Genomic DNA, 19,281 nt, shown 5'->3' on the forward strand with positions numbered 1-19,281 from the left:
GCAGGCTCACACCATGGACCAGAGCCTGCCAAAACGCCCCCGAATAATCCCTGACCTGCGGGTACTCCGCCGACAACCGGACCAGATCCAGGTCGGCCTCGATCCTCGGCTGGCCGCGGTGGTCACCGGACTGCCCGAGCCCGTCGCCGCCGCGGTGCAGCGGCTCAACGGCCGTCAGGAAGCCGACGCGCTGATCGCCGGGCTTGGCGAGCACGGTCAGACGATGCGCACCGCGCTGGTCGCCCTGGCCACTCGCGGCCTGCTGGAGGACGCGTCCAGACCGGCGCCGCCGCTGCCCGCGCGGCTCGCCGGGGACGTGGCCGCCTCGGCCATGCACGCCGCGGCCGAGACCGAGGCTGGCGTGCTGGACTGTGACCGAGATGACGTGGCCGCCAGACGCGGCCTCGCGGTCGCGGTGCGGGGCGACGGCCGGCTCGCGGTGGCCGTGGCCTGTCTGCTGGCCGATGCCGGCGTCGGCTGGGTGCACGTCGAGGCCACCGGCTCGGTGCGACCGGAGGACACCGGCACCGGCTACCTGCCGGCCGATGTCGGCCGCAGGCGCCGCGCGGCGGCCAGGCAGGCGCTGGCGCGGGTGGACGCCGCCGTGGCCACCAGGGCCTTCCGCGTCGACCGCGGCCCTGACCTGGTGATCCTGGCCGACTCGCTGGTGCACGAGCCGGCCAGGGTGGCCGCGCTGAACTCGGCCGGGGTGCCGCACCTGGCGGCGCGGATGCGCGACGGGGTCGGGGTCGTCGGGCCGCTGGTGCTGCCCGGCCGGACGAGCTGCCTGCGGTGCGCCGACCTGCACCGCTGTGAACTCGACGAACACTGGCCGGCGGTGGCCCTGCAGCTGGCCGGGCAGGTCCAGCTCGCCGACCTGGCCAGCACGCGGGCCACCGCGGCGCTCGCCGTGCGGGAGGCGCTGGACGGGCTGCGCTGGGTCAACGATCTCGGCGGGCCGCCGAAGACCTGCGAGGCCACACTGGAACTCGACCTCGGCTCAGCGACAATCCGGCACCGCGCGTGGCCGGCCCACGTAGCGTGCACGTGTGGCGTGCTGTCGCGCTGCTCCAATGTTGCTGCGAACACCAACGCGGAATTGAGAGAATCGAGAACGTGACGGAGATGCCTCGAAAGACCGCGGCCAGGACGGCCCGGCTCGCCAGCATCCCGCTCGGAGTCGCCGGCCGAGCGGTCGGCGGCTGGGGAAAACGCCTGGTCGGGCAGAACGCCGAGCAGGTGAGCGCCGAGCTGTCGGCCAAGACCGCGGAGCAGTTGTTCGCCGTGCTCGGGCAGCTCAAGGGCGGCGCGATGAAGTTCGGCCAGGCGCTGTCGGTGTTCGAGGCGGCTGTGCCGAGCGAGTTCGCCGAGCCCTATCGCGAGGCGTTGACCAAGCTGCAGTCCGCGGCGCCGCCGATGAGCCGCCAGGCCACCCACCGGGTGCTGGCCGAGCAGCTTGGCCGCTCCTGGCGAGACCGGTTCTCCTCGTTCGAGGACACGCCGGCGGCCGCGGCCAGCATCGGGCAGGTGCATCGGGCGGTCTGGCACGACGGCCGCGAGGTCGCGGTGAAGGTGCAGTACCCGGGCGCCGACCAGGCGTTGCTGTCCGATCTGCGGCAGTTGCAGCGGTTCAGCAGGCTGTTCCAGATGCTGGTGCCGGGCACCGAGGTCAAGCCGCTGCTCCAGGAGCTGACCGACCGGATGAGCGAGGAGCTGGACTACCGCTCGGAGGCGGCCAACCAGCGCGCGTTCGCCAAGGAGTTCGCCGGCGACGAGCACGTGATCGTGCCGAGAGTGGTCGCCAGCGCACCGAAGGTGCTGGTCAGCGAGTGGGTGACGGGGCGTCCGCTGGCGTCGGTCATTCGCGACGGCAGTCGGGCCGAGCGCGACCTGGCCGGCTACCTGCTGGCCGAGTTCCACTACTCGTCGCCGGCGCGGGTCGGCATGCTGCACTCCGATCCCCATCCCGGCAACTTCATGCTGACCGACGACGGCCGGCTGTGCGTGATCGACTTCGGCGCGGTGGCCCACCTGCCGACCGGGCTGCCCGAGGCACACGGCCGGATGGTCCGCCTCGCGCTCGACGGCGACAGCTGCGCGCTGCTGAAACTGCTGCAGGACGAGCAGTTCATCCGCGCCGACCAGCAGGAGCTGGCGGCCGAGCACGTGTTCACCTACCTGGCGCCGTTCGTGGAGCCGGTGCGCACGGAGACGTTCCACTTCACCCGGCGGTGGATGCAGAAGCAGGCGATGCGGGTCGGTGACATGCGCGGCCAGGACTTCCGAACCGGCCGGTCGCTGAACCTGCCGCCGCAGTACCTGATGCTGCACCGGGTGCTCGGCGGCTCGACGGGCATCCTGTGCCAGCTGGACGCGGAACTCCCGGTGCGCGATCTCATCACCCGCTGGCAACCCGGTTTCACCACGTAGACCGCCCCCGCACGCCCGTTTCCGGACATTCGCTCCTCGACTTGTCCACAGCGCGACCGCCCCGCCTGGCCCCCACCCCGGTTCCCACCGACCATCAAGACATGACCACCCCCGCGCCTCCCCGCCCCCAGGACAACGTGATCGGCAGCGCCCAACTCCGCACCGCCGGCCTCACCACCCACGCCATCGCCGCCCGCTGCCGCCCGTCCGGCCCGTGGCAGCGGGTCCTCCCCGGCGTCATCCTGCTGTCGAACGCCGAACCGAGCCGCCGTCAACGCCAACGCGCCGCCCTCATCTACGCCGGCCGACAGGCGATCCTGACCGGCACCGACGCCATCCACGCCCACGGCATCCCCGTGCCGCCCACCGACGAGGTCCAGGTCCTGATCCCCGCGACCCGTCGAGTCCCCAGCCGCGCCTACGTGACGATCGAACGCACCACGCGCCTACCCGCTCCCCAACGCCGCCATGGCCTGCCCGTAGCACCGTTGGCCCGCGCCACGATCGACGCCGCCCGCCACGAGAGCAACCGCGACCGGCTCCGCACGCTGCTGTTCAGCCCGGTTCACCACGGCAGGTGCACGCTCACCGAGATCCGCCGCGAGCTCAACACCGGCAACCAGCGCGGCAGCGCCGCGGTCCGCGCCCTGCTCACCGACGCCGAGCGGCAGGTGGTCCCGGTAAGCCTGGCCATGGCCAAACGCTTACTACGCAACGCTCCCCTGCCCCCGCCAAGCTGGCAGGTCCCCCTCTACACCGCGCAGGGCACCACGTTGGGCGTCGCCGACGCCTGGTGGCCGGAAGCGGGCCTCGCCTGGCGCCTTGGCGACAGCCAACAACATCCCCTCCCGACCACCGAACAGGCCCGCCCCATGCTCACCTCGGCCGGCATAACCCTGCTGCACACCGACCCGGCCCGCCTGCGCCAGGCCCCGTCCGTGGTGATCCGCGAACTGGTCACGGCCTTCAGCTACGCCACCACCAACCCCCACCACAGACATCCCACGTACGTCGAACGGGAATCACTATGAGCCTGCTCAACGACAAGAAGCAGCGCGACCGATGATCACCAGTACTCCACCGGTAGCTTCCCCTCGATGTCCCGTACGTGCACCCGCACGCACACCGGACAGAGCCACGACTGACCCTTCCGGTCGTTCTCGATACTCCAGGCCAGCGCCTCGGCCGGAGTCGCGTCGGCACGCGAGCGGTCACAGCGCACGCATATCGGGGGTTCCTGGGAACGGTCTGCCATGACGCGCAATCGTACGTCAGCCGCTCTTCTGTCCCAAATGGACTGTCGTCGCGCCGAGAAGATACACGTCATCGCGGTTGCCGACGTAGGCGTCGTCGTCCGGGTCCAACAACCGTTGCACCGCCGCACGATCCGACTCATCGAGGTACTCGTCGCCAACCGAGGAGTTCCACCCCAACCAGTCCACAACAGACAGTCGAACCAACTCGTTGGCCGGTGCCGGGTGGTCGGTCAGACAGCTGAACGAGAACGTCCCGGTCAGACCGGCGGTGGCCAGCGCGCTGGTCCAACCAGCCGGTAGCCGCACCGAGCCCGCCATCTCGGCCCGCATGCGCACGAACCACCTGGCACGGGCCGCGATGAGCCGATCGCTGAGCCCTGGCCGGCCGACGCCGAGGTCCCACGGCAGGCACTGGGTGTGCAACCCGCCCTCGCTCAGTGCCAACCATCCGCCCGGCGCCACCACCGTGGCCAGCCGGTTGATGGCCTGCTGCTGGTCGGGCAGGTGATGCACCACGCGTGACGCCCACACCAGATCGGCTTGCGGCAGCACCGAGGCCAGCGCGTCATCGGCGGCGTCGACCGACACGGCCGACACCAGCACGGAATCGCCGGCCGCCCGGGTGACGTGCTCGGTCGCGGAGGTCAGCAACGCGTCCACCGCGTCCGCGAGCACCACCCGGCCACCACCACGCCCGGCGAGCACGGCGGCGAACGCGGCACTCATGCCACCGGCACCGGATCCGATATCGACCACGACTGGAGGTTTCCCACCAGGAGCGAGCATCCCGATCAACCGCTGCGCGACCTGCCGATCGGTGTCGGCTGTCGTCTCATCCGCACGTCGGAGGGCGGTGAGCCGATCGTTCCAGTCGATGCCGTCGTGGGTGTGCGCCATGGGCGCGACGTTAGTCGCGTAGGTCAGAGTCTGCGCAGACCAGTCAGGACGCGTCGCATGAGGTCGAGCTCGGGCGCCTCGCCGTCAACGCTCGCCGTCGGGTGCACGAGCACCGCCCCGTCCGTGGCGAGGTCCCCGATCAGCACCCGGGCGACCCCGAGTGGCACGGACAGCAACGCGGCGATCTCGGCGACCGACCGAGGCTGCGCACACAGCTCCATGATCGCCCGCCGCTGCGGTGTCGAGGACGCGGCCGCACCCCACGCGTCGGCGGAGACCAACGCCTCCAGTGCGAGGTCACGACTGGACCGCGTCCGCCCGCCGGTGTGCGCATAGGGCCGAACGATGGCCGACGCCCACGGCAGCGGCTGTGCCTCCTCCGCACCCGAGACCGGCGCCGACACCCCGAATCCGCGCGCCCCGGACTGGTAGACGAAGCCCACCTCGTCAGTACTCGGCTCCTCCCCCGACGCCAACGACACCGACGAACGTTTGCCCCGCTTGCCCCGCCGAGCCGAGTACGGCCCGAACCTCGCCCCGGTCCGCCCGATCCCGTCATCCACGGACTCCGCGTCGCCCGCGTCGTCCGGAGCCAACTCGGCGATCTCCACCGTGTCCTCGACGCTGTCCCACGTCCCGTCCGGACGCTCCGCAACGGAGGGCCACACCCCACTCTGATCAGCCCAGGACGAATCCTCCAGCTCACCGCCAGGCCCACCGACCACACCCCGACCAGGCTCTGCCGCGGATCCACCACCCTGCCCATCCGCCACCCAACCCGAACCCCCATAAGCGCCGGCGCCACCCGTCCACGCCGGATCCCCACCACCCTCGCCACCCCAGCCCGAACCGGCACCCGGCCGGCCGGCTAATCGATCACCGGGTTCACCCGAACCGTCGCCGGCCGGCCACCCCACCCGCCCGGCATGACGACCATCCGCCGACCAACCGGCCGGCCCGGCCTCCCGGCCACCGTCGACACCACCAGCCGACGAGCCCACCGGACCGGCGTGCGAACCGCCGCCAGCACCACCAGCCGACCAGTCCACCGGCCCCAGCTCGCGGCCACCGTCGTCGGGCCAGCCCGCTGACCCGACCTCGCGGCCACTCTCGACACCGCCGGCCGACCACTCGGCACCCACGCGGCCGGGGTCGGAGACCGGCCAGGCGGGTGACGGCCCCGGCCGCACTTCCGGTGACCCGTCAGCCGACCATCCGGTCGGCGGCCCGGAACTGTCCGAAGACTCCGCCGGATCCGCCGGATCCGTTGAGTCCGCCGGATCCGTCTCGTTGAGGATCGCCGCGGAGGGGAAGCGGGCGCCGGTTCTGCCTACGCCGCGCGTTCTCGTGCGTTTGGCCAGGCGGCGTCGGCCGGTGGTCGGTTGCTTGCGAGGAGCATCTTCGTGGGAGCTCACTTCGTCGTCCTGTTGGCAGGGTGTATGGCCAGCACAACACCATACGAGCGAGATCAGGACGTTCGGTGACGCACGTGTTACCGACACGTTCCATACCCATGTCGGGCCCCACAGAGCGAGCCGCCCGTCACCACGAACGGTGGTGACGGGCGGCTCGGCGAAGTGCGTCGGTCGAAGCTCAGAGCAGGTCGGTGGCCCGCTCGGCTCGCCTGGCTGCCCAGCGGGAGAACCGCTGCCAGCGCTTGGCGGAGTTCAACCGGCGGACCAGGCGCTGGTTTCGCGCAACCTGTTCCGCCTCGCGCATTCGTTCTCTGGCAAGGCTTTCATAGATCAACATCGTCTTCGAGCCCTTCTGGTGGCTGTCGTTCACAAGATCGTTCAGTTGGTCGACCAGCACTGTGTTCATGCGGCTGCCTCCTCGGCACGCGCGGCACGCTCGGCCGCCTCACGAGCGACGTCCACCTTGCGCGGACGCCCCCGAGGCCGCTTGCGGGCGATCACCGCGCCCCGCTCGAAGATCTCGCCACCCCAAACACCCCACGGCTCCTGCCTGGCCAGCGCACCGGCGAGGCACTCGCTGCGGACCGGGCAGTCCACGCACAGCCGCTTCGCCTGCTCGAGGTCAGTTGGCGTGTCGGCGAACCACAGGTCGGGGTTGTCACCCGACCGACACGGCAGGTCAAGCCCGGCCGACGGCGCGACGTCGAGCAACTCGCTCACGCCGGCCCCCGGGCCGAACAGTTCCGGAGGCACCCCACCCTGCAGTGGGACAGTCGCGGTACTCATTAGCTGGAACTCCAGTTCTCTCATCGCGGTTTTGCTCACTTACCTGGAAAAACACGAAGGCCGCGGATCCGATTACGGGTCCGCGGCCTTCGTGAGCCTGTCGACTTGACGTCGGGTCAAGTTCTGCGCTCACGAGTCAAAGCGGACGAAATGGACGGCAGAGCAGTGGTCTGCACCGGGGCAGGGGCGATAGCGGCAACAGCGGTGATCCGCTCGCGCTGCAGCGGCTTCATCGCGTGCGTATCGACGACGAGAGACGCCTTCACGAGGAACGCCTCATTGATCGCGCGCACAGCGCCGCCCTCGGCCATCGGGTAGCCAGGGGTGCACACGTACATCGGCTTGCTCTCCACGCTGGCCACCTCCCTCCGAGGATCTTGGGGCACTTCTGTCCTGCCTCTGCAGGCTATTAGCCCACACCACAGGCATGCAACAGGTTTTTCGGGACTTCCGCGCAAAGCGTTACGGGTCACTCTCAAGGACGCAGCAACGCAAGCACCTCGGTGCCGAACTTGTCCAGTTTGTTCGCTCCGATGCCGGCGATCGACACCAGCCCGGCCACGTCCAGCGGCCGCTGCTCGGCGATCGCCATCAGCGTCGCGTCGGTGAACACCACGTACGCCGGCACCTTGAGCCCGCGCGCCCGCTTCGCGCGCCACTCCTTGAGCCTGGCCAGTAACTCCTCATCCAGATCCGCCGGGCAACCGGCGCACCGGCGGAGCTTCGTGGCCACCGCGTCGATCAGAGCGGCACCGCACACCCGGCATCTGGCGGCCGTCGCCGGGCCAACCGCCTCACGGCGTGCCCTGGACACCCGCGCGGCCGCGTGGTCCTCGGGGATCAACCCGTAGAGAAACCGGCTCCGCCTGCGGTTGCGCCGGCCCCCGTCACCGCGCGCGAGCGCCCACGACAGCGACAGATACCGCCGCGCCCTGGTCACGCCCACATACAGCAGCCGCCGCTCCTCCTCGACCGCCACGTCGTTCCCGTCCGCGTGCTGGATCGGCACCGTGCCGTCGACCAGCCCGACCAGGAACACCGCGTCCCACTCCAGGCCCTTCGCCGCGTGCAACGACGCCAGCGTGACGCCCTCGACCGTCGGCGGATGCTGGGCCCGCGCCCGCATGTCCAACTCGGTCACGTACTGCGCCAGGTCGGCCCCCTCGACCTGGCTCGCCAACTCCTCGGCCAGCTCGACCAGCGCCAACAACGACTCCCACCGCTCCCGTGCGGCACCGCCCGCCGGCGGCTCGGCGGCCAGCCCGAGCGGCTCCAACAGCTCCCGGACGATCTTCGGCAGCTCCCCGGTCGGCGCGCCCGCCGCCGCCGTGCGCAGCGCCACGGTCGCCTGGCGCACCTCGACCCGCGCGAAGAACCGCTCCCCGCCACGCACCAGGTACGGCACGTCCACGTCGGCCAGCGCCCGCTCGTAGGCCTCCGACTGCGCGTTCACCCGATAGAGCACGGCGATCTCGCTCGCCGCGGTGCCGTCGTCGATCAGCTCGACGATCCGCCTGGCCACCGCCGCCGCCTCGGCCTGCTCGTCCTCGTACTCGGCGAACGCCGGCTCCGGGCCAGGCGCCTGCTGGCCGACCAGCCGCAACCGCGACCCCGCCGGCCGGTCCCGCGCCGCCCCGATCACCCGGTTGGCCAGCGACACCACCTGCGGCGTCGACCGGTAGTCCCGCTCCAGCCGCACCACGGTCGCGTGCGGGAACCGCCGGGTGAACCCGAGCAGCGGCCGTGGCGAGGCGCCGGCGAACGAATAGATGGTCTGGTTCGCGTCGCCGACCACGGTCAGGTCGTCGCGCTCCCCGAGCCACGCGTCGAGCACGCGCTGTTGCAGCGGCGTGACGTCCTGGTACTCGTCGACCACGAAACACCGGTAACGATCCCGGAACTCCTCGGCCACCACCGCGTGCTCGTCCAGCGCGGCGGCGGTGTGCAGCAACAGGTCGTCGAAGTCCAGCAGGTTCGCCTTGGACTTCAACGCCTCGTACCACCGGTACACGCCCGCGACCTGCTCGACCGGCCCCGGCGCCTGGCGGCCGACCCTGGTCACCTCCGCCGGGTAGTCGTCCGGGGTGATCAGCGACGCCTTCGCCCACTCGATCTCGCTGGCCAGGTCGCGCAGCATCTCGGCCTCGGTCCCGGCACCCGCCCGGTGCGCGGCCTGGCTGACCACCCGCAGCTTGCCTTCGAGCAGGTCCCACTGCGGCCCGCCGACCACCCTCGGCCAGAAGTACCGCAACTGCCGCAGCGCGGCGGCGTGAAACGTCCTGGCCTGCGCCCCGTGCACACCCAGCGCCCGCAGCCGGGTCCGCATCTGGCCGGCCGCCCGCGCGGTGAACGTCACCGCCAGCACCTGCCCGGCGGCGACGTGTCCGGACTGGATCAGCCGCGCGATGCGGTGCACGATCGTGCGGGTCTTGCCGGTCCCGGCTCCGGCCAGCACACAGACCGGTCCCCGGGGGGCCTCGACCGCGGCATGCTGCTCGGGATCCAGTCCGGTAAGCGGTCCATCACTGTCCGTGTCATCCGCCGCCACCTGCCCAACCATGCACGGCATCCTGACAGACCGGCGCGCTCAGATCGGGGACGGACACGGTGGCGGCCCGACTCGGGCGTAGGCGCGGCCCGTATCCTGTACTTATGGCGAAGAAGCAGGACAAGGCGGCGCTCGCCGAGGCGAAGAAGACTCGGAAAGCGGCGTCCAAGGCCAAGCGGAAGCAGATCTTCCAGGCGTTCAACATGCAACGCAAGGAAGACAAGGCGCTCATCCCGCTGATGGCCCTGGCGTTCGTCCTGGTGACGGGCGTGGTGTTCGTCATCGGCCTGCTGCTGGGCATCGAATGGTTCCTGCTGCCGGTGGGCATCGCCTTCGGCCTGCTCGCGGCCGTGATCCTGTTCGGCCGCCGGGTCCAGCGCAACGTCTACGCCAAGGCCGACGGCCAGCCGGGCGCGGCGGGCTGGGCGCTGGACAACATGCGCGGCCGCTGGCGGGTCACCTCGGCCGTCGCCGGCACCACCCAGGGCGACTTCGTGCACCGCGTGCTCGGCCGGCCCGGCGTCGTGCTGGTCGCCGAGGGTTCGCCGCACCGGGTGAAGTCCCTGCTGGCCCAGGAGAAGAAGCGGGTGGCCCGCGTCGTCGGCGACACCCCGATCTACGACTTCACCGTCGGCAACGAGGACGACCAGGTCCCGCTGCGCCGGCTGCAGTCGCGGATCATGAAGCTGCCGAACAACCTCAAGCCGGTGCAGATCGACGTGCTGGAGAAGCGCATGGCCGCCCTGGCCCAGCGCGCCGCCGGCCCGCAGATGCCGAAGGGCCCGATGCCCCAGGGCGCCAAGATGCGCAGCGTGCAGCGCGCCATGCGCCGCCGGTAACCAAGCGCGTACTAGCGGGTGCGGACGACGACCGTGCCGATCACCCGGTCGTGCAGTCCGCGCCCGTTCTGGTCCTGGAGCGCGGCCGGCACGAGGATCGCGGTCAACATCGCTCGGGGGATCGCGCGCAGCGGCCCGACCATCGGCGCGCCGTCGAGGCGCACCACCCGCAGCCCGAGCGCGAACTTGCCGGGAGTGAACCCGAACAGGGACACCGCCATCACCGAGATCACGAACCAGACCAGGATCGCCCAGTAGTTGAAGGTCTGCATGACCTCCGGCCGGTCCAGGTCGGTCTCGACGAACAGGGTCGTCACCAGCGCGGCGAGCACCAGGTCGACGAACAGCGCGGCGAACCGCGCGCCCCGGCCGCCGACCGCGCCCGGTCCCTCCTTCGGCAGCCCGAGCCGCTCACCCGGCCACCGCGGCGGCTCGCCGTCGGACTCCCCGGCCGAACCAAGCCCGGACAACCACGTCCCGGTCCACCTGTCACTCACCCCACCAGCGTAGGACCAGGTGCGCTGACGGGTGCCGACTGGCATGCTCAAAGGTTCGCGGACTCGTCGTTAACCTCAGCGAAACATTGAGGTGATGGTCGGGCAACACCGCCCTCATAGCTTGGCCGCGACGGCGTAGCCGGTCCAGCGAGTAAGGAGCCAACGAGCGTGTTCAACACTTCCGACGAGGTCCTGAGTTTCATCTCCGACGAAGAGGTGAAGTTCGTCGACGTCCGGTTCTGTGACCTCCCGGGCATCATGCAGCACTTCACGGTGCCGGTGCAGTCGTTCGACGAGGACACGATCAGTGAGGGCCTCGCCTTCGACGGCTCCTCGGTACGCGGCTTCCAGGAGATCCACGAGTCGGACATGCTCCTGCTCCCGGACCTGGCCACCGCCCGAGTGGACCCGTTCCGCCGGGACAAGACCCTCAACATGAACTTCTTCGTGCACGACCCGCTGACCCGTGAGGCCTACAGCCGGGATCCGCGCAACATCGCGCGCAAGGCCGAGGAGTACCTGACCGAGTCCGGCGTCGCCGACACCGCGTACTTCGGGCCGGAGGCGGAGTTCTACATCTTCGACTCGGTGCGCTTCGACTCCGCGGAGAACGGCTCGTTCCACGAGATCGACTCGGTCGAGGGCTGGTGGAACACCGGCACCGACGAGCCGGGCGGCAACCGCGGCTACAAGACCAAGTACAAGAGCGGCTACTTCCCGGTGCCGCCGGTCGACCACTTCGCCGACCTGCGTGCCGAGATCTCCAACCAGCTGATCGACTCCGGCTTCACCGTGGAGCGCGCCCACCACGAGGTCGGCACCGCGGGCCAGGCCGAGATCAACTACCGGTTCAACACGCTGCTGCACGCGGCGGACGACCTGCAGCTGTTCAAGTACATCGTGAAGAACACCGCGTGGGCCGCCGGCAAGACCGCGACGTTCATGCCCAAGCCGCTCTTCGGGGACAACGGCTCCGGCATGCACTGCCACCAGTCGTTGTGGAAGGACGGCGAGCCGCTGTTCTACGACGAGTCCGGCTACGCGGGCCTGTCCGACTCGGCGCGCCACTACATCGGCGGCCTGCTGCACCACGCGCCGAGCCTGCTGGCGTTCACCAACCCGACGGTCAACTCCTACCACCGGCTGGTGCCGGGCTACGAGGCGCCGATCAACCTGGTGTACTCCCAGCGCAACCGGTCGGCATGTGTGCGCATCCCGATCACCGGCGACAACGCGAAGGCCAAGCGGATCGAGTTCCGCTGCCCCGACTCGTCCGGCAACCCGTACCTGGCGTTCTCCGCGATGGTGATGGCCGGCCTGGACGGCATCAAGAACAAGATCGAGCCGCCGACGCCGATCGACAAGGACCTCTACGAGCTGCCGCCCGAGGAGGCCAAGGACGTGGCCACCGTGCCGGGATCGCTGAACGCGGTGCTGGACAGCCTCGAGGCCGACCACGAGTTCCTGCTCGAGGGTGGCGTGTTCACCCCGGACGTGATCGAGACCTGGATCGACTTCAAGCGCGAGCACGAGATCGACCCGCTGCGCCTGCGTCCGCACCCCTACGAGTTCGCCCTGTACTACGACGTCTGATCGGCGACCGTCTGATCGGTAACCGCACCGGCCACGGGCCGGCGACCCTGGGACTTACCCGGTCGCCGGCCCGTTTGTACTGGCCAGCCCGGCGAACACCACCGACAGCGCGGCCGCGCGCAGCGCCGGGTCGGGCGTGTGCTCGGCGACCAGGCAGACGCCCGCCAGCAGGACCATGACCTCCGCCAGGCCGATGTCGGCGCGGATCGTGCCCGCGTCCTGGGCCGCCGCCAACAGCGTGCCGATCGTGTCGCGGATCTGGTCGCCCACGGTCGGCGCCGCGGCCTTCACGTCCAGGCTGACCACGGCCATGGTGTCGGCAAAGGCCTTCTTCGTCGCCGCCTCGTCGACCAGCCGGTCGAACAGCGCGCGCAGCGCCCGGTCCGGGTCGGCGGCCGAGGTCAGCGGCCCGGCCTCCTCGACCACCCGCGACAGCCGGCGCACCACGATCGCCTCGTAGAGCGCCTCCTTGGTCGGGAAGTGCCGGAAGACCGTGCCGATGCCGACGCCGGCCCGGCGGGCGACCTCCTCGGTCGACCCGGTCGCGCCCTGCTCGGCGAACACCGACTCGGCCGCCTCGAGCACCCGTTCCCGGTTGCGGCGCGCGTCCGCGCGCATGGCGTTCACCTCCCCGGAAATTGACAAGCGGAGTGAACAGTCCGTATCGTCGGCGACGAAACGGAGTAGCGACTCCGAATCCTAGTGGACGGAGTCCCGATGAACCCGCGCAAGGTCGCCACCAGCCTGCTCGACGCGATCAGCCGGGGGAGCTGGTCGGACCTGCCCGACCTCTACGCCGAGGACGCGGTGGTCGAGCAGCCCTTCAGCCAGGAGCCCGTCGTGCTGGCTGGGCGCGCCGCGGTCGCCGCCCACTTCGCCGGCGCGGCCAACCTGCCGCTGCGGGTCACCGCCACCAACGTCGTGCTGCACGAGACCGCTGACCAGGAGGTGGTCATCGTCGAGTACGACTACCTCGCCGAGAACACCACGACCGGGCACACGAGCACCGTGCACAACATCCAGGTACTGCGCGTGCGCGCCGGCCGGATCGTCGCCTCCCGCGACTACCACGACCACGCCGCCCTGGCCAGGGCCGCGAGCTAGTCCCGGGTCTCGAGCATCTCGGGCCGGTAGCCGGCCTCGATCAGCACCGCCCTCGGGTCGGCAACCAGCTTGCGCGCCCGCAGGTCCATCAGCCCGACCACGCAGTACAGCTCGGCGGACACGGTGCCGTCCGCCTTGGTGATCATCGAGTCCACACTGAACGTCTTGCCCGTACCGAACTTCACCGCACACGAGACCTCGATGGACTCCGTGGCCCGCAGCTCCCGCCGGTAGTTGATCGTCGAGGACAGCAGGATCGGGCCGAGATCACGCCCGCGCAGATCCTCCCACTCGCAGCCGGCCGCGCCGAAGCCCGACATCCTGGCCACCTCGGCGTACTGGTGGTACACCGCCTGGTTCACGTGGCCGAGCGAGTCACACTCGTAGCTCCGCACGGTGATGGGGATTCGAAACGTCACGCCTCCACCGTACGGACGGCTCAGTCCTCGTAGAACAGCTGCTCCACCACAGCCCGCGCGCGCCGCATCGTCCGCAGGTAGGAGTCGAGGAACTCGCCGGGGTCGGGGTCGGTGGTCTGGCGCAGGATCGCGGCCACCGCGGCCAGGTCACGCCCGGAGGCCGGCACCTGGTCGGTGACCTTGCCGCGCACGAGGGTCAGCGCGTTGCGTGTCCTGGTCGCCAGCAGCCACGCCGCCCGCAGCGCGGTCGCGTCCTCCTGGTCGATCAGCTCGGCGGCCGCGGCCGCGCCGAGGCCGTCGATGGTCGAGGTGGTGCGCAGCTCCGGCACCGCGAAGGCGTGCCGCAGCTGCAGCAGCTGCAGGGTCCACTCGACGTCGGCCAGGCCGCCGCGACCCAGCTTGGTGTGCAGCACCGGGTCGGCGCCGCGCGGCAGCCGCTCGGTGTCCACCCGCGCCTTGATCCGGCGGATCTCCCTGATCCGGTCGGCGTCCAGGCCACCCTCCGGGTACCGCAGCGGGTCGATCAGCGCCACGAACCGCGCCCCGAGGTCCTCGTCGCCGGCGATCGGGCGGGCCCGCAGCAACGCCTGCGCCTCCCAGATCTCGGCCCACTGGCCGTAGTAGGAGCGGTAGGACTCCAGCGTGCGCACGATCGAGCCCTGCCGGCCCTCCGGGCGCAGGTCGACGTCCACCAGCAGCGGCGGGTCCTGGCTGGGCGCGCCGAGCAGCTTGCGCACGGTCTGGGCCACCCGGCTGGCGTACTTCACCGCGTCCGCGTCCGAGGAGCCGGCGATCGGCTCGCAGACGAACAGCACGTCCGCGTCGGAGCCATAGCCAAGCTCGGCCCCGCCGAGCCGGCCCATGCCGATCACCGCGATGTTCGCCCGGCGGCCCGACGCCGCGCTCTCCGCGCGGTCCACCGCCGCCAGCGTCGCCTGCAGCACCGCCAGCCAGACGTTGGACAGCGCGTGGCACACGCTCAGCACGTCCAGGAACCCGAGCAGGTCCGCGGCGGCCACCCGCAGCAGCTCGTGCCGGCGCAGCGACCGGGCCGCGGCGACCGCGTTGCCAAGGTAGGCCTGTCGGTTCACCGCCTGGCGCAGCGAGGTCGCCACCTCGTCGGTGTCCCGGCCGGCGAGCTTGTCCGGGTCGCCGAGCAGGCGCAGCACCTCCGGGGCCCGCACGATCAGGTCCGGCACGAGCTTGGACGTGCCGAGCAGGGCCGCCAGCCGCTCCACCACCGCCGCCTCGTCGCGCAGCACCCGCAGGTACCACTCGGTGCTCGCCAGCGCCTCGGACACCCGGCGGTAGGCCAGCAGGCCGCCGTCGGGGTCGGGGGTCTCGGCCAGCATCTCCAGCAACGCCGGCAGCAGCGCGCCCTGGATCGCCGCGCGCCGGGACACCCCGGTGGTCAGCGCCTCGATATGGCGCAGCGCGCCGTCCGGCGCGGCGAAGCCGAGCGCGGCCAGCCTGGCCTGCGCGGACTTCGCCGACAGCCGCAGCGCCTCGCCCGGCACCCTGGCCACGGCCTCCAGCAGCGGACGGTAGAACAGCTTCTCGTGCAGCCGGCGGACCCGGCGGGCGTGCCGGCGGTACTCGTCGAGCAGCCGCTTGTCCTCACCCCGGCCGCGCTCGGGCCGGATGCCGGACGCGCGGGCGAGCCAGCGCAGCCCCGAGGTGTCGTCGGTGGCCGGGAACAGGTGCGTCCGCCGCAGCTTGAACAGCTGCAGCCGGTGTTCGAGCAGCCGCAGGAACCGGTAGGACTCGCCGAGCTCCGCGGCGTCGGTCCGCCCGACGTAGCCGCCCTCGCCGAGCGCCGCCAGCGCGTCCACGGTGGACCGCCGGCGCAGCGCGTCGTCGTTGCGGCCGTGCACCAGCTGCAGCAGCTGCACGGCGAACTCGACATCCCGCAGCCCGCCGCGGCCGAGCTTCAGCTCACGGCCGGCGAGCTCGGCCGGCACGTGCTCCTCGACCCGGCGGCGCATCGCGCGCACGTCGTCGACGAAGTTGTCCCGGTCGGCCGCCGCCCAGACCAGCGAGCGCACCACGTCCAGGTAGTCGGCGCCGAGTTCGTCGTCCCCGGCGATCGGCCGGGCCTTGAGCAGCGCCTGGAACTCCCAGGTGCGCGCCCAGCGCTGGTAGTAGGCGACGTGCCCGTCGACCGTGCGCACCAGCGGCCCGGCCTTGCCCTCCGGTCGCAGCGCCGCGTCGACCTCGAAGCAGGCCTGGTTCGCCACCCGGATCACCGCGCTGGCCAGCCGGGTGGCGACGTCGATGTCCCCGTCGCCGACGAACAGCACGTCCACGTCGCTGACGTAGTTCAGCTCGTGCCCGCCGCACTTGCCCATGGCGATCACCGCGAGCCGGCACCGCTCCCGCGCGGGCCCGGCCTCGGCTTCGCCGACCGCGAGCGCGGCCCGGATCGCGGCCTCGGCCAGCGTGGTCAACCGCGCGGTGGTCTGCGCGAATGTCGGCACCGGCAGGTCGGGTTGGACCAGGTGGCCGAGGTCGTCGGCGGCGATCTCCAGGAGCAGGCCGCGGTAGCCGGCGCGCAGCGCGCGCACCGCCTCGGCGCCGGTCAGCCCGGCGACCCCGAACTCATCCGCGTCGACGGCCTCGAGCAGCACTCTGGCGTACTCGGCGAACGAGTGCCGGCGGTCGGTGAGCAGCCGCCGCCACTCCCCCGGCCGGGCGATCACGAAGTCGGCCAGCGCGCTGGAGGTGCCGAACACCGCCAGCAGCCGCCCACGCAGTCCCCGGTCGGTGGCCAGCGCGAGGTCGAAACCGCGCCAGCCGTCCGGGTCGGCCGTGCGCAGCCGGTCGATCGCGAGCAGCGCCAGGTCCGGATCCGGCACCCGGGACAGCCCGACCATGCTGTCCTCGCGGTCGGGCGCCGGGCCGGAGTCGGTCCACCAGCCGGCCGCGCGCAGGTAGTCGGCGGCGCGGTCGTCGGTGAGCCCGTATCTGGCGATCGAGGGCGTCGAGCGGACGGGATCGGCCATCGTCGCTACCCCGTCAGTGGCCGAGCAGTGGCAGTTGCGGTCGCGGCGCCGGATCCAGCGCACCGGCCGCGAGCTGGACGAACTTGGCCACCACCGGTCGCCAGGTCTCCTCGAGGTCGACGTGCAGCTGGTCGAGCGACTCGACGGTCATGGTGCCCGGGCGGGCGAACTCGGCGGTCTCCTGGCTTTCCTCGGCCCAGGCCAGCACGGTCTCGGTGGTGGTCTCGATGTGGAACTGGAGGCCGTAGGCGACCCGGCCGACCCGGAACGCCTGGTTCGGGTACCGGGTGGCGGAGGCCAACAGCACGCTGTTGGGCGGCAGCGGGTCGACGACCTCGTTGTGGAAGTGCAGCACGTCCGGCATCAGCGGCAGGTCGGCGAACAGCGGGTCGGTCCAGCCGAGGTCGCGCTTGGCGACCAGGTGCGGGCCGGCTTCCGGGCCCTCCTCGCCGAGGCGCACGCCGCCGCCCGCGGCGACCGCGAGCAGCTGGGCGCCGAGGCAGATCGCGAGCGTCGGCACGCGCCGGGTGACCGCGCTGGACAGCAGGCGTCGGACGTCGGCCAGCCACGGGTGGTCCAGGTCGTCGGTGGCGCCCATGCCGCCGCCGAGCACGACCAGGCCGGCATAGCCGTCGAGGTCGGCCGGCAGGTCGGTGGACAACCGGTGTGGCGCCACCACGGTGGGCACCGCACCGGCGCCGGTCAGCCAGTCGCCGAGCGGACCGAGCGGGTCGGTGACATCGGGCTGGATCACGAGCAGGCTGGTCACGAGTCCAGGGTAGTCAGCGCCCAACCGGTCACGCCGTGGCGGTGAACTCGATCTCCGCGGTCTCGGACACCGGGCGGTAGCCGATCTTGGGGTAGATGGAGTTGACCGTCGGGTTGGCCAGGTCGGTGAACAGCACCACGTGCCGCGCGCCGGCGTCGAACGCCCACTGCGAGGCCGCCGAGGTGGCCGCCGAGCCGAAGCCGTGGCCGCGGTGGGCGGGCGGGGTGTAGACCGGGCCGACGCGGCACATGTCGGCCACCGGCCGGCTGACGTTGGCCCAGGACACCGGCTGGCCGTCGTGCTCCCAGATGACGACGCCGTCGCCGATGGCCAGGCCGCGCCGAATCAGCTCCTCGGACCGCTCGAGGTGCCGGTCGTGGCCCCGGGACTCGACCTGGAAGTCCCGCCGCCAGCGCACGAGCAGCGGCACGTCGGCCTCGGTCGCGACGCGGGCGCCGCCGGGCACCTCGGGCGGTAGTAACTCCTCGAGCCGGTATAGCAGGCCGCCGATGACCTCCCGCTGGGCGTCGCCGGTGTAGCGCACCCAGGCGTCGGCGAAGGCCGTGGCCGACGCACGCGGGCCGTTGACGCCGGCCAGGGTCGGGTCGTGCTCGGCCAGCAGCTCGGCCGCCGGGTCGGCGGCGTCTGGCGGCAGGCCGCTGATCACCAGCGGCCAGGGCGCCGTGCGGAACGCGGCGCCGTGCAGGACGCCGTCGCGGTGCACGGTGAGCATGACCGGGGTGATGGCCGGGTCGTCCAGGAAACGTTGCGACACCGTGACCGCCAGCGTGTGCCGCACGGGATCGGCGGTGTAGAGGTCGCCGATCGCGGCCCGGAACTTGGCTGGCTCGTCGTAGACCTGGACGTCCATGGGCTAGAAGCTAGTGCTTCGTCACGGGAGCCGGGGTGTCCTAGCCCGAACGCTCGTGGTCGACGCGATAGGACTCCAACCAGTCGACGACGACGTCCGGGTGGCCGAGCGCCAGCAGGTGGCCGCCGGGGGTCTCGTCCACGACGATGCCGAGGCGCTCCTTGGCGACCCGGCGGGCCAGGTCGATCGGGAACAACCGGTCGTCGCGACCGACGAGCACCCTGGTCGGCACGTCCGGCCAGGCCTCCATCGGCCAGGGATGGGTGAAGATGCCCTCCGCCTGATCCGGCACGCCATGCGCGACCACCTCGGCGATGACGTCCTTCGGCACGTCATGGAAGAAGGTGGTCAGCACGTCGTAGGTGGCCTGCGGATCGCGGCCGGCGCGCTCGTCGGACTCGCGCTGGGCCGCCGGCTGGCCGGTGTTCTCCCACCAGTCGCCCGCCGTCTCTCCCGGCGTGGGGATCATCGGCGACAGCAGGATCATGAGCTTGACCTGTACCCGCTGGCAGACCAACGGCGCGGTGTAGGCGCCCATGGAATGTCCGACGACGATCACGTCCGACAGATTCCCGATGGCCCGGACCGCGGCGTCCAGGTAGTCGGCGAAGTTCGCCTGCTCGTCGGTGATGGGCAGATCGGGCGCGACCACCTCGTGTCCGCGGTCCCGCAGCTGCGGGATCACCCGGTGCCAGTAGAACGCGTCCGTAGCGCCGTGAAGTAGTACATAAGTGGCCACACCGGACACCTTTCCGCAGAACCCCAGAAAAGCCAACAGGCCCCCGGGTAAACCCGGGGGCCTGTCGCAAGAAATGTTCGGCGGTGTCCTACTCTCCCACACCCTGTCGAGTGCAG

General features: G+C 71.3%; 21 protein-coding genes. 6 read left to right on the plus strand and 15 right to left on the minus strand.

Annotated features, from left to right (window positions below; genetic code table 11):
- The first annotated feature begins 13 nt into the window (after positions 1-13).
- From ACYVIP_RS27895 to ACYVIP_RS27905, 3 genes are all read left to right on the plus strand, one after another.
- Positions 14-1,120, plus strand: a complete 1,107-nt coding sequence (locus tag ACYVIP_RS27895) for a hypothetical protein (RefSeq protein WP_460401549.1) — start codon at positions 14-16, stop codon at positions 1,118-1,120.
- Between the two features lie 5 nt (positions 1,121-1,125).
- A complete protein-coding gene (locus ACYVIP_RS27900; RefSeq protein WP_460401551.1) occupies positions 1,126-2,430 on the plus strand; it encodes an ABC1 kinase family protein in 1,305 nt (434 codons plus the stop codon).
- A gap of 101 nt (positions 2,431-2,531) precedes the next feature.
- Positions 2,532-3,461: a hypothetical protein gene (locus ACYVIP_RS27905; RefSeq protein ID WP_460401553.1), complete on the plus strand. Its 930-nt coding sequence runs from the start codon at positions 2,532-2,534 to the stop codon at positions 3,459-3,461.
- Positions 3,462-3,496: 35 nt separating this feature from the next.
- Here ACYVIP_RS27905 and ACYVIP_RS27910 read toward each other — a convergent pair whose 3' ends face one another.
- The 8 genes from ACYVIP_RS27910 to ACYVIP_RS27945 all read right to left on the minus strand — a co-directional run bounded on the left by ACYVIP_RS27910 (position 3,497) and on the right by ACYVIP_RS27945 (position 9,344).
- A complete protein-coding gene (locus tag ACYVIP_RS27910; RefSeq protein ID WP_460401555.1) occupies positions 3,497-3,685 on the minus strand; it encodes a hypothetical protein in 189 nt (62 codons plus the stop codon).
- A gap of 16 nt (positions 3,686-3,701) precedes the next feature.
- Complete coding sequence (locus ACYVIP_RS27915; RefSeq protein WP_460401557.1) at positions 3,702-4,583, minus strand: class I SAM-dependent methyltransferase; 882 nt, start codon at positions 4,581-4,583, stop codon at positions 3,702-3,704.
- Between the two features lie 23 nt (positions 4,584-4,606).
- The gene (locus ACYVIP_RS27920; RefSeq protein WP_460401559.1) at positions 4,607-5,251 is read right to left on the minus strand and encodes a DUF742 domain-containing protein; all 645 of its coding nucleotides are present in this window, start codon (positions 5,249-5,251) and stop codon (positions 4,607-4,609) included.
- Positions 5,252-5,451: 200 nt separating this feature from the next.
- Positions 5,452-5,691: a hypothetical protein gene (locus ACYVIP_RS27925; RefSeq protein WP_460401561.1), complete on the minus strand. Its 240-nt coding sequence runs from the start codon at positions 5,689-5,691 to the stop codon at positions 5,452-5,454.
- A 485-nt stretch (positions 5,692-6,176) separates the two neighbouring features.
- Positions 6,177-6,404: a hypothetical protein gene (locus tag ACYVIP_RS27930; protein ID WP_460401563.1), complete on the minus strand. Its 228-nt coding sequence runs from the start codon at positions 6,402-6,404 to the stop codon at positions 6,177-6,179.
- On the minus strand, positions 6,401-6,784 hold the full coding sequence (locus ACYVIP_RS27935) for a WhiB family transcriptional regulator (protein WP_460401565.1): 384 nt from the start codon (positions 6,782-6,784) through the stop codon (positions 6,401-6,403). Before ACYVIP_RS27935 ends, ACYVIP_RS27930 begins: the two co-directional genes overlap by 4 nt.
- Before the next feature lie 116 nt (positions 6,785-6,900).
- On the minus strand, positions 6,901-7,137 hold the full coding sequence (locus ACYVIP_RS27940) for a hypothetical protein (RefSeq protein ID WP_460401567.1): 237 nt from the start codon (positions 7,135-7,137) through the stop codon (positions 6,901-6,903).
- A 122-nt stretch (positions 7,138-7,259) separates the two neighbouring features.
- Positions 7,260-9,344: an ATP-dependent DNA helicase UvrD2 gene (locus ACYVIP_RS27945; protein ID WP_460401569.1), complete on the minus strand. Its 2,085-nt coding sequence runs from the start codon at positions 9,342-9,344 to the stop codon at positions 7,260-7,262.
- Between the two features lie 92 nt (positions 9,345-9,436).
- On the opposite strand from ACYVIP_RS27945, the gene ACYVIP_RS27950 reads away from it, so the two are divergent.
- On the plus strand, positions 9,437-10,171 hold the full coding sequence (locus ACYVIP_RS27950) for a DUF4191 domain-containing protein (RefSeq protein ID WP_460401571.1): 735 nt from the start codon (positions 9,437-9,439) through the stop codon (positions 10,169-10,171).
- Between the two features lie 11 nt (positions 10,172-10,182).
- On the opposite strand, the gene ACYVIP_RS27955 is transcribed toward ACYVIP_RS27950, so the two are convergent.
- Positions 10,183-10,668, minus strand: coding sequence for an RDD family protein (locus tag ACYVIP_RS27955; protein ID WP_460401573.1), 486 nt, complete (start codon positions 10,666-10,668; stop codon positions 10,183-10,185).
- Between the two features lie 168 nt (positions 10,669-10,836).
- Between ACYVIP_RS27955 and glnA the strand changes: the two genes are divergently transcribed.
- Positions 10,837-12,261 carry a type I glutamate--ammonia ligase gene (gene glnA / locus ACYVIP_RS27960; RefSeq protein WP_460401575.1) on the plus strand — a complete coding sequence of 475 codons (1,425 nt, stop codon included), beginning with the start codon at positions 10,837-10,839 and terminating at the stop codon, positions 12,259-12,261.
- A 54-nt stretch (positions 12,262-12,315) separates the two neighbouring features.
- On the opposite strand, the gene ACYVIP_RS27965 is transcribed toward glnA, so the two are convergent.
- Positions 12,316-12,879 (minus strand): TetR/AcrR family transcriptional regulator, encoded by a 564-nt coding sequence (locus ACYVIP_RS27965; RefSeq protein WP_460401577.1) that lies wholly within the window; start codon positions 12,877-12,879, stop codon positions 12,316-12,318.
- Between the two features lie 99 nt (positions 12,880-12,978).
- Between ACYVIP_RS27965 and ACYVIP_RS27970 the strand changes: the two genes are divergently transcribed.
- Positions 12,979-13,365 (plus strand): nuclear transport factor 2 family protein, encoded by a 387-nt coding sequence (locus ACYVIP_RS27970; RefSeq protein WP_460401579.1) that lies wholly within the window; start codon positions 12,979-12,981, stop codon positions 13,363-13,365.
- Here the strand turns inward: ACYVIP_RS27970 and ACYVIP_RS27975 are convergent.
- The 5 genes from ACYVIP_RS27975 to ACYVIP_RS27995 are packed head-to-tail and all read right to left on the minus strand — an operon-like array spanning position 13,362 to position 19,165.
- Positions 13,362-13,784: an acyl-CoA thioesterase gene (locus ACYVIP_RS27975; RefSeq protein ID WP_460401581.1), complete on the minus strand. Its 423-nt coding sequence runs from the start codon at positions 13,782-13,784 to the stop codon at positions 13,362-13,364. The two genes, ACYVIP_RS27970 and ACYVIP_RS27975, sit on opposite strands and share 4 nt — an antisense overlap.
- A gap of 20 nt (positions 13,785-13,804) precedes the next feature.
- A complete protein-coding gene (locus ACYVIP_RS27980; protein ID WP_460401583.1) occupies positions 13,805-16,786 on the minus strand; it encodes a bifunctional [glutamine synthetase] adenylyltransferase/[glutamine synthetase]-adenylyl-L-tyrosine phosphorylase in 2,982 nt (993 codons plus the stop codon).
- Between the two features lie 13 nt (positions 16,787-16,799).
- The gene (locus tag ACYVIP_RS27985) at positions 16,800-17,555 is read right to left on the minus strand and encodes a glutamine amidotransferase-related protein (protein WP_460401585.1); all 756 of its coding nucleotides are present in this window, start codon (positions 17,553-17,555) and stop codon (positions 16,800-16,802) included.
- A gap of 28 nt (positions 17,556-17,583) precedes the next feature.
- Positions 17,584-18,426: a GNAT family N-acetyltransferase gene (locus ACYVIP_RS27990; RefSeq protein WP_460401587.1), complete on the minus strand. Its 843-nt coding sequence runs from the start codon at positions 18,424-18,426 to the stop codon at positions 17,584-17,586.
- Between the two features lie 40 nt (positions 18,427-18,466).
- Positions 18,467-19,165: an alpha/beta fold hydrolase gene (locus ACYVIP_RS27995; protein ID WP_460401589.1), complete on the minus strand. Its 699-nt coding sequence runs from the start codon at positions 19,163-19,165 to the stop codon at positions 18,467-18,469.
- Positions 19,166-19,281: the final 116 nt, after the last annotated feature.

The sequence above is a fragment of the Actinophytocola sediminis genome (assembly GCF_054779715.1).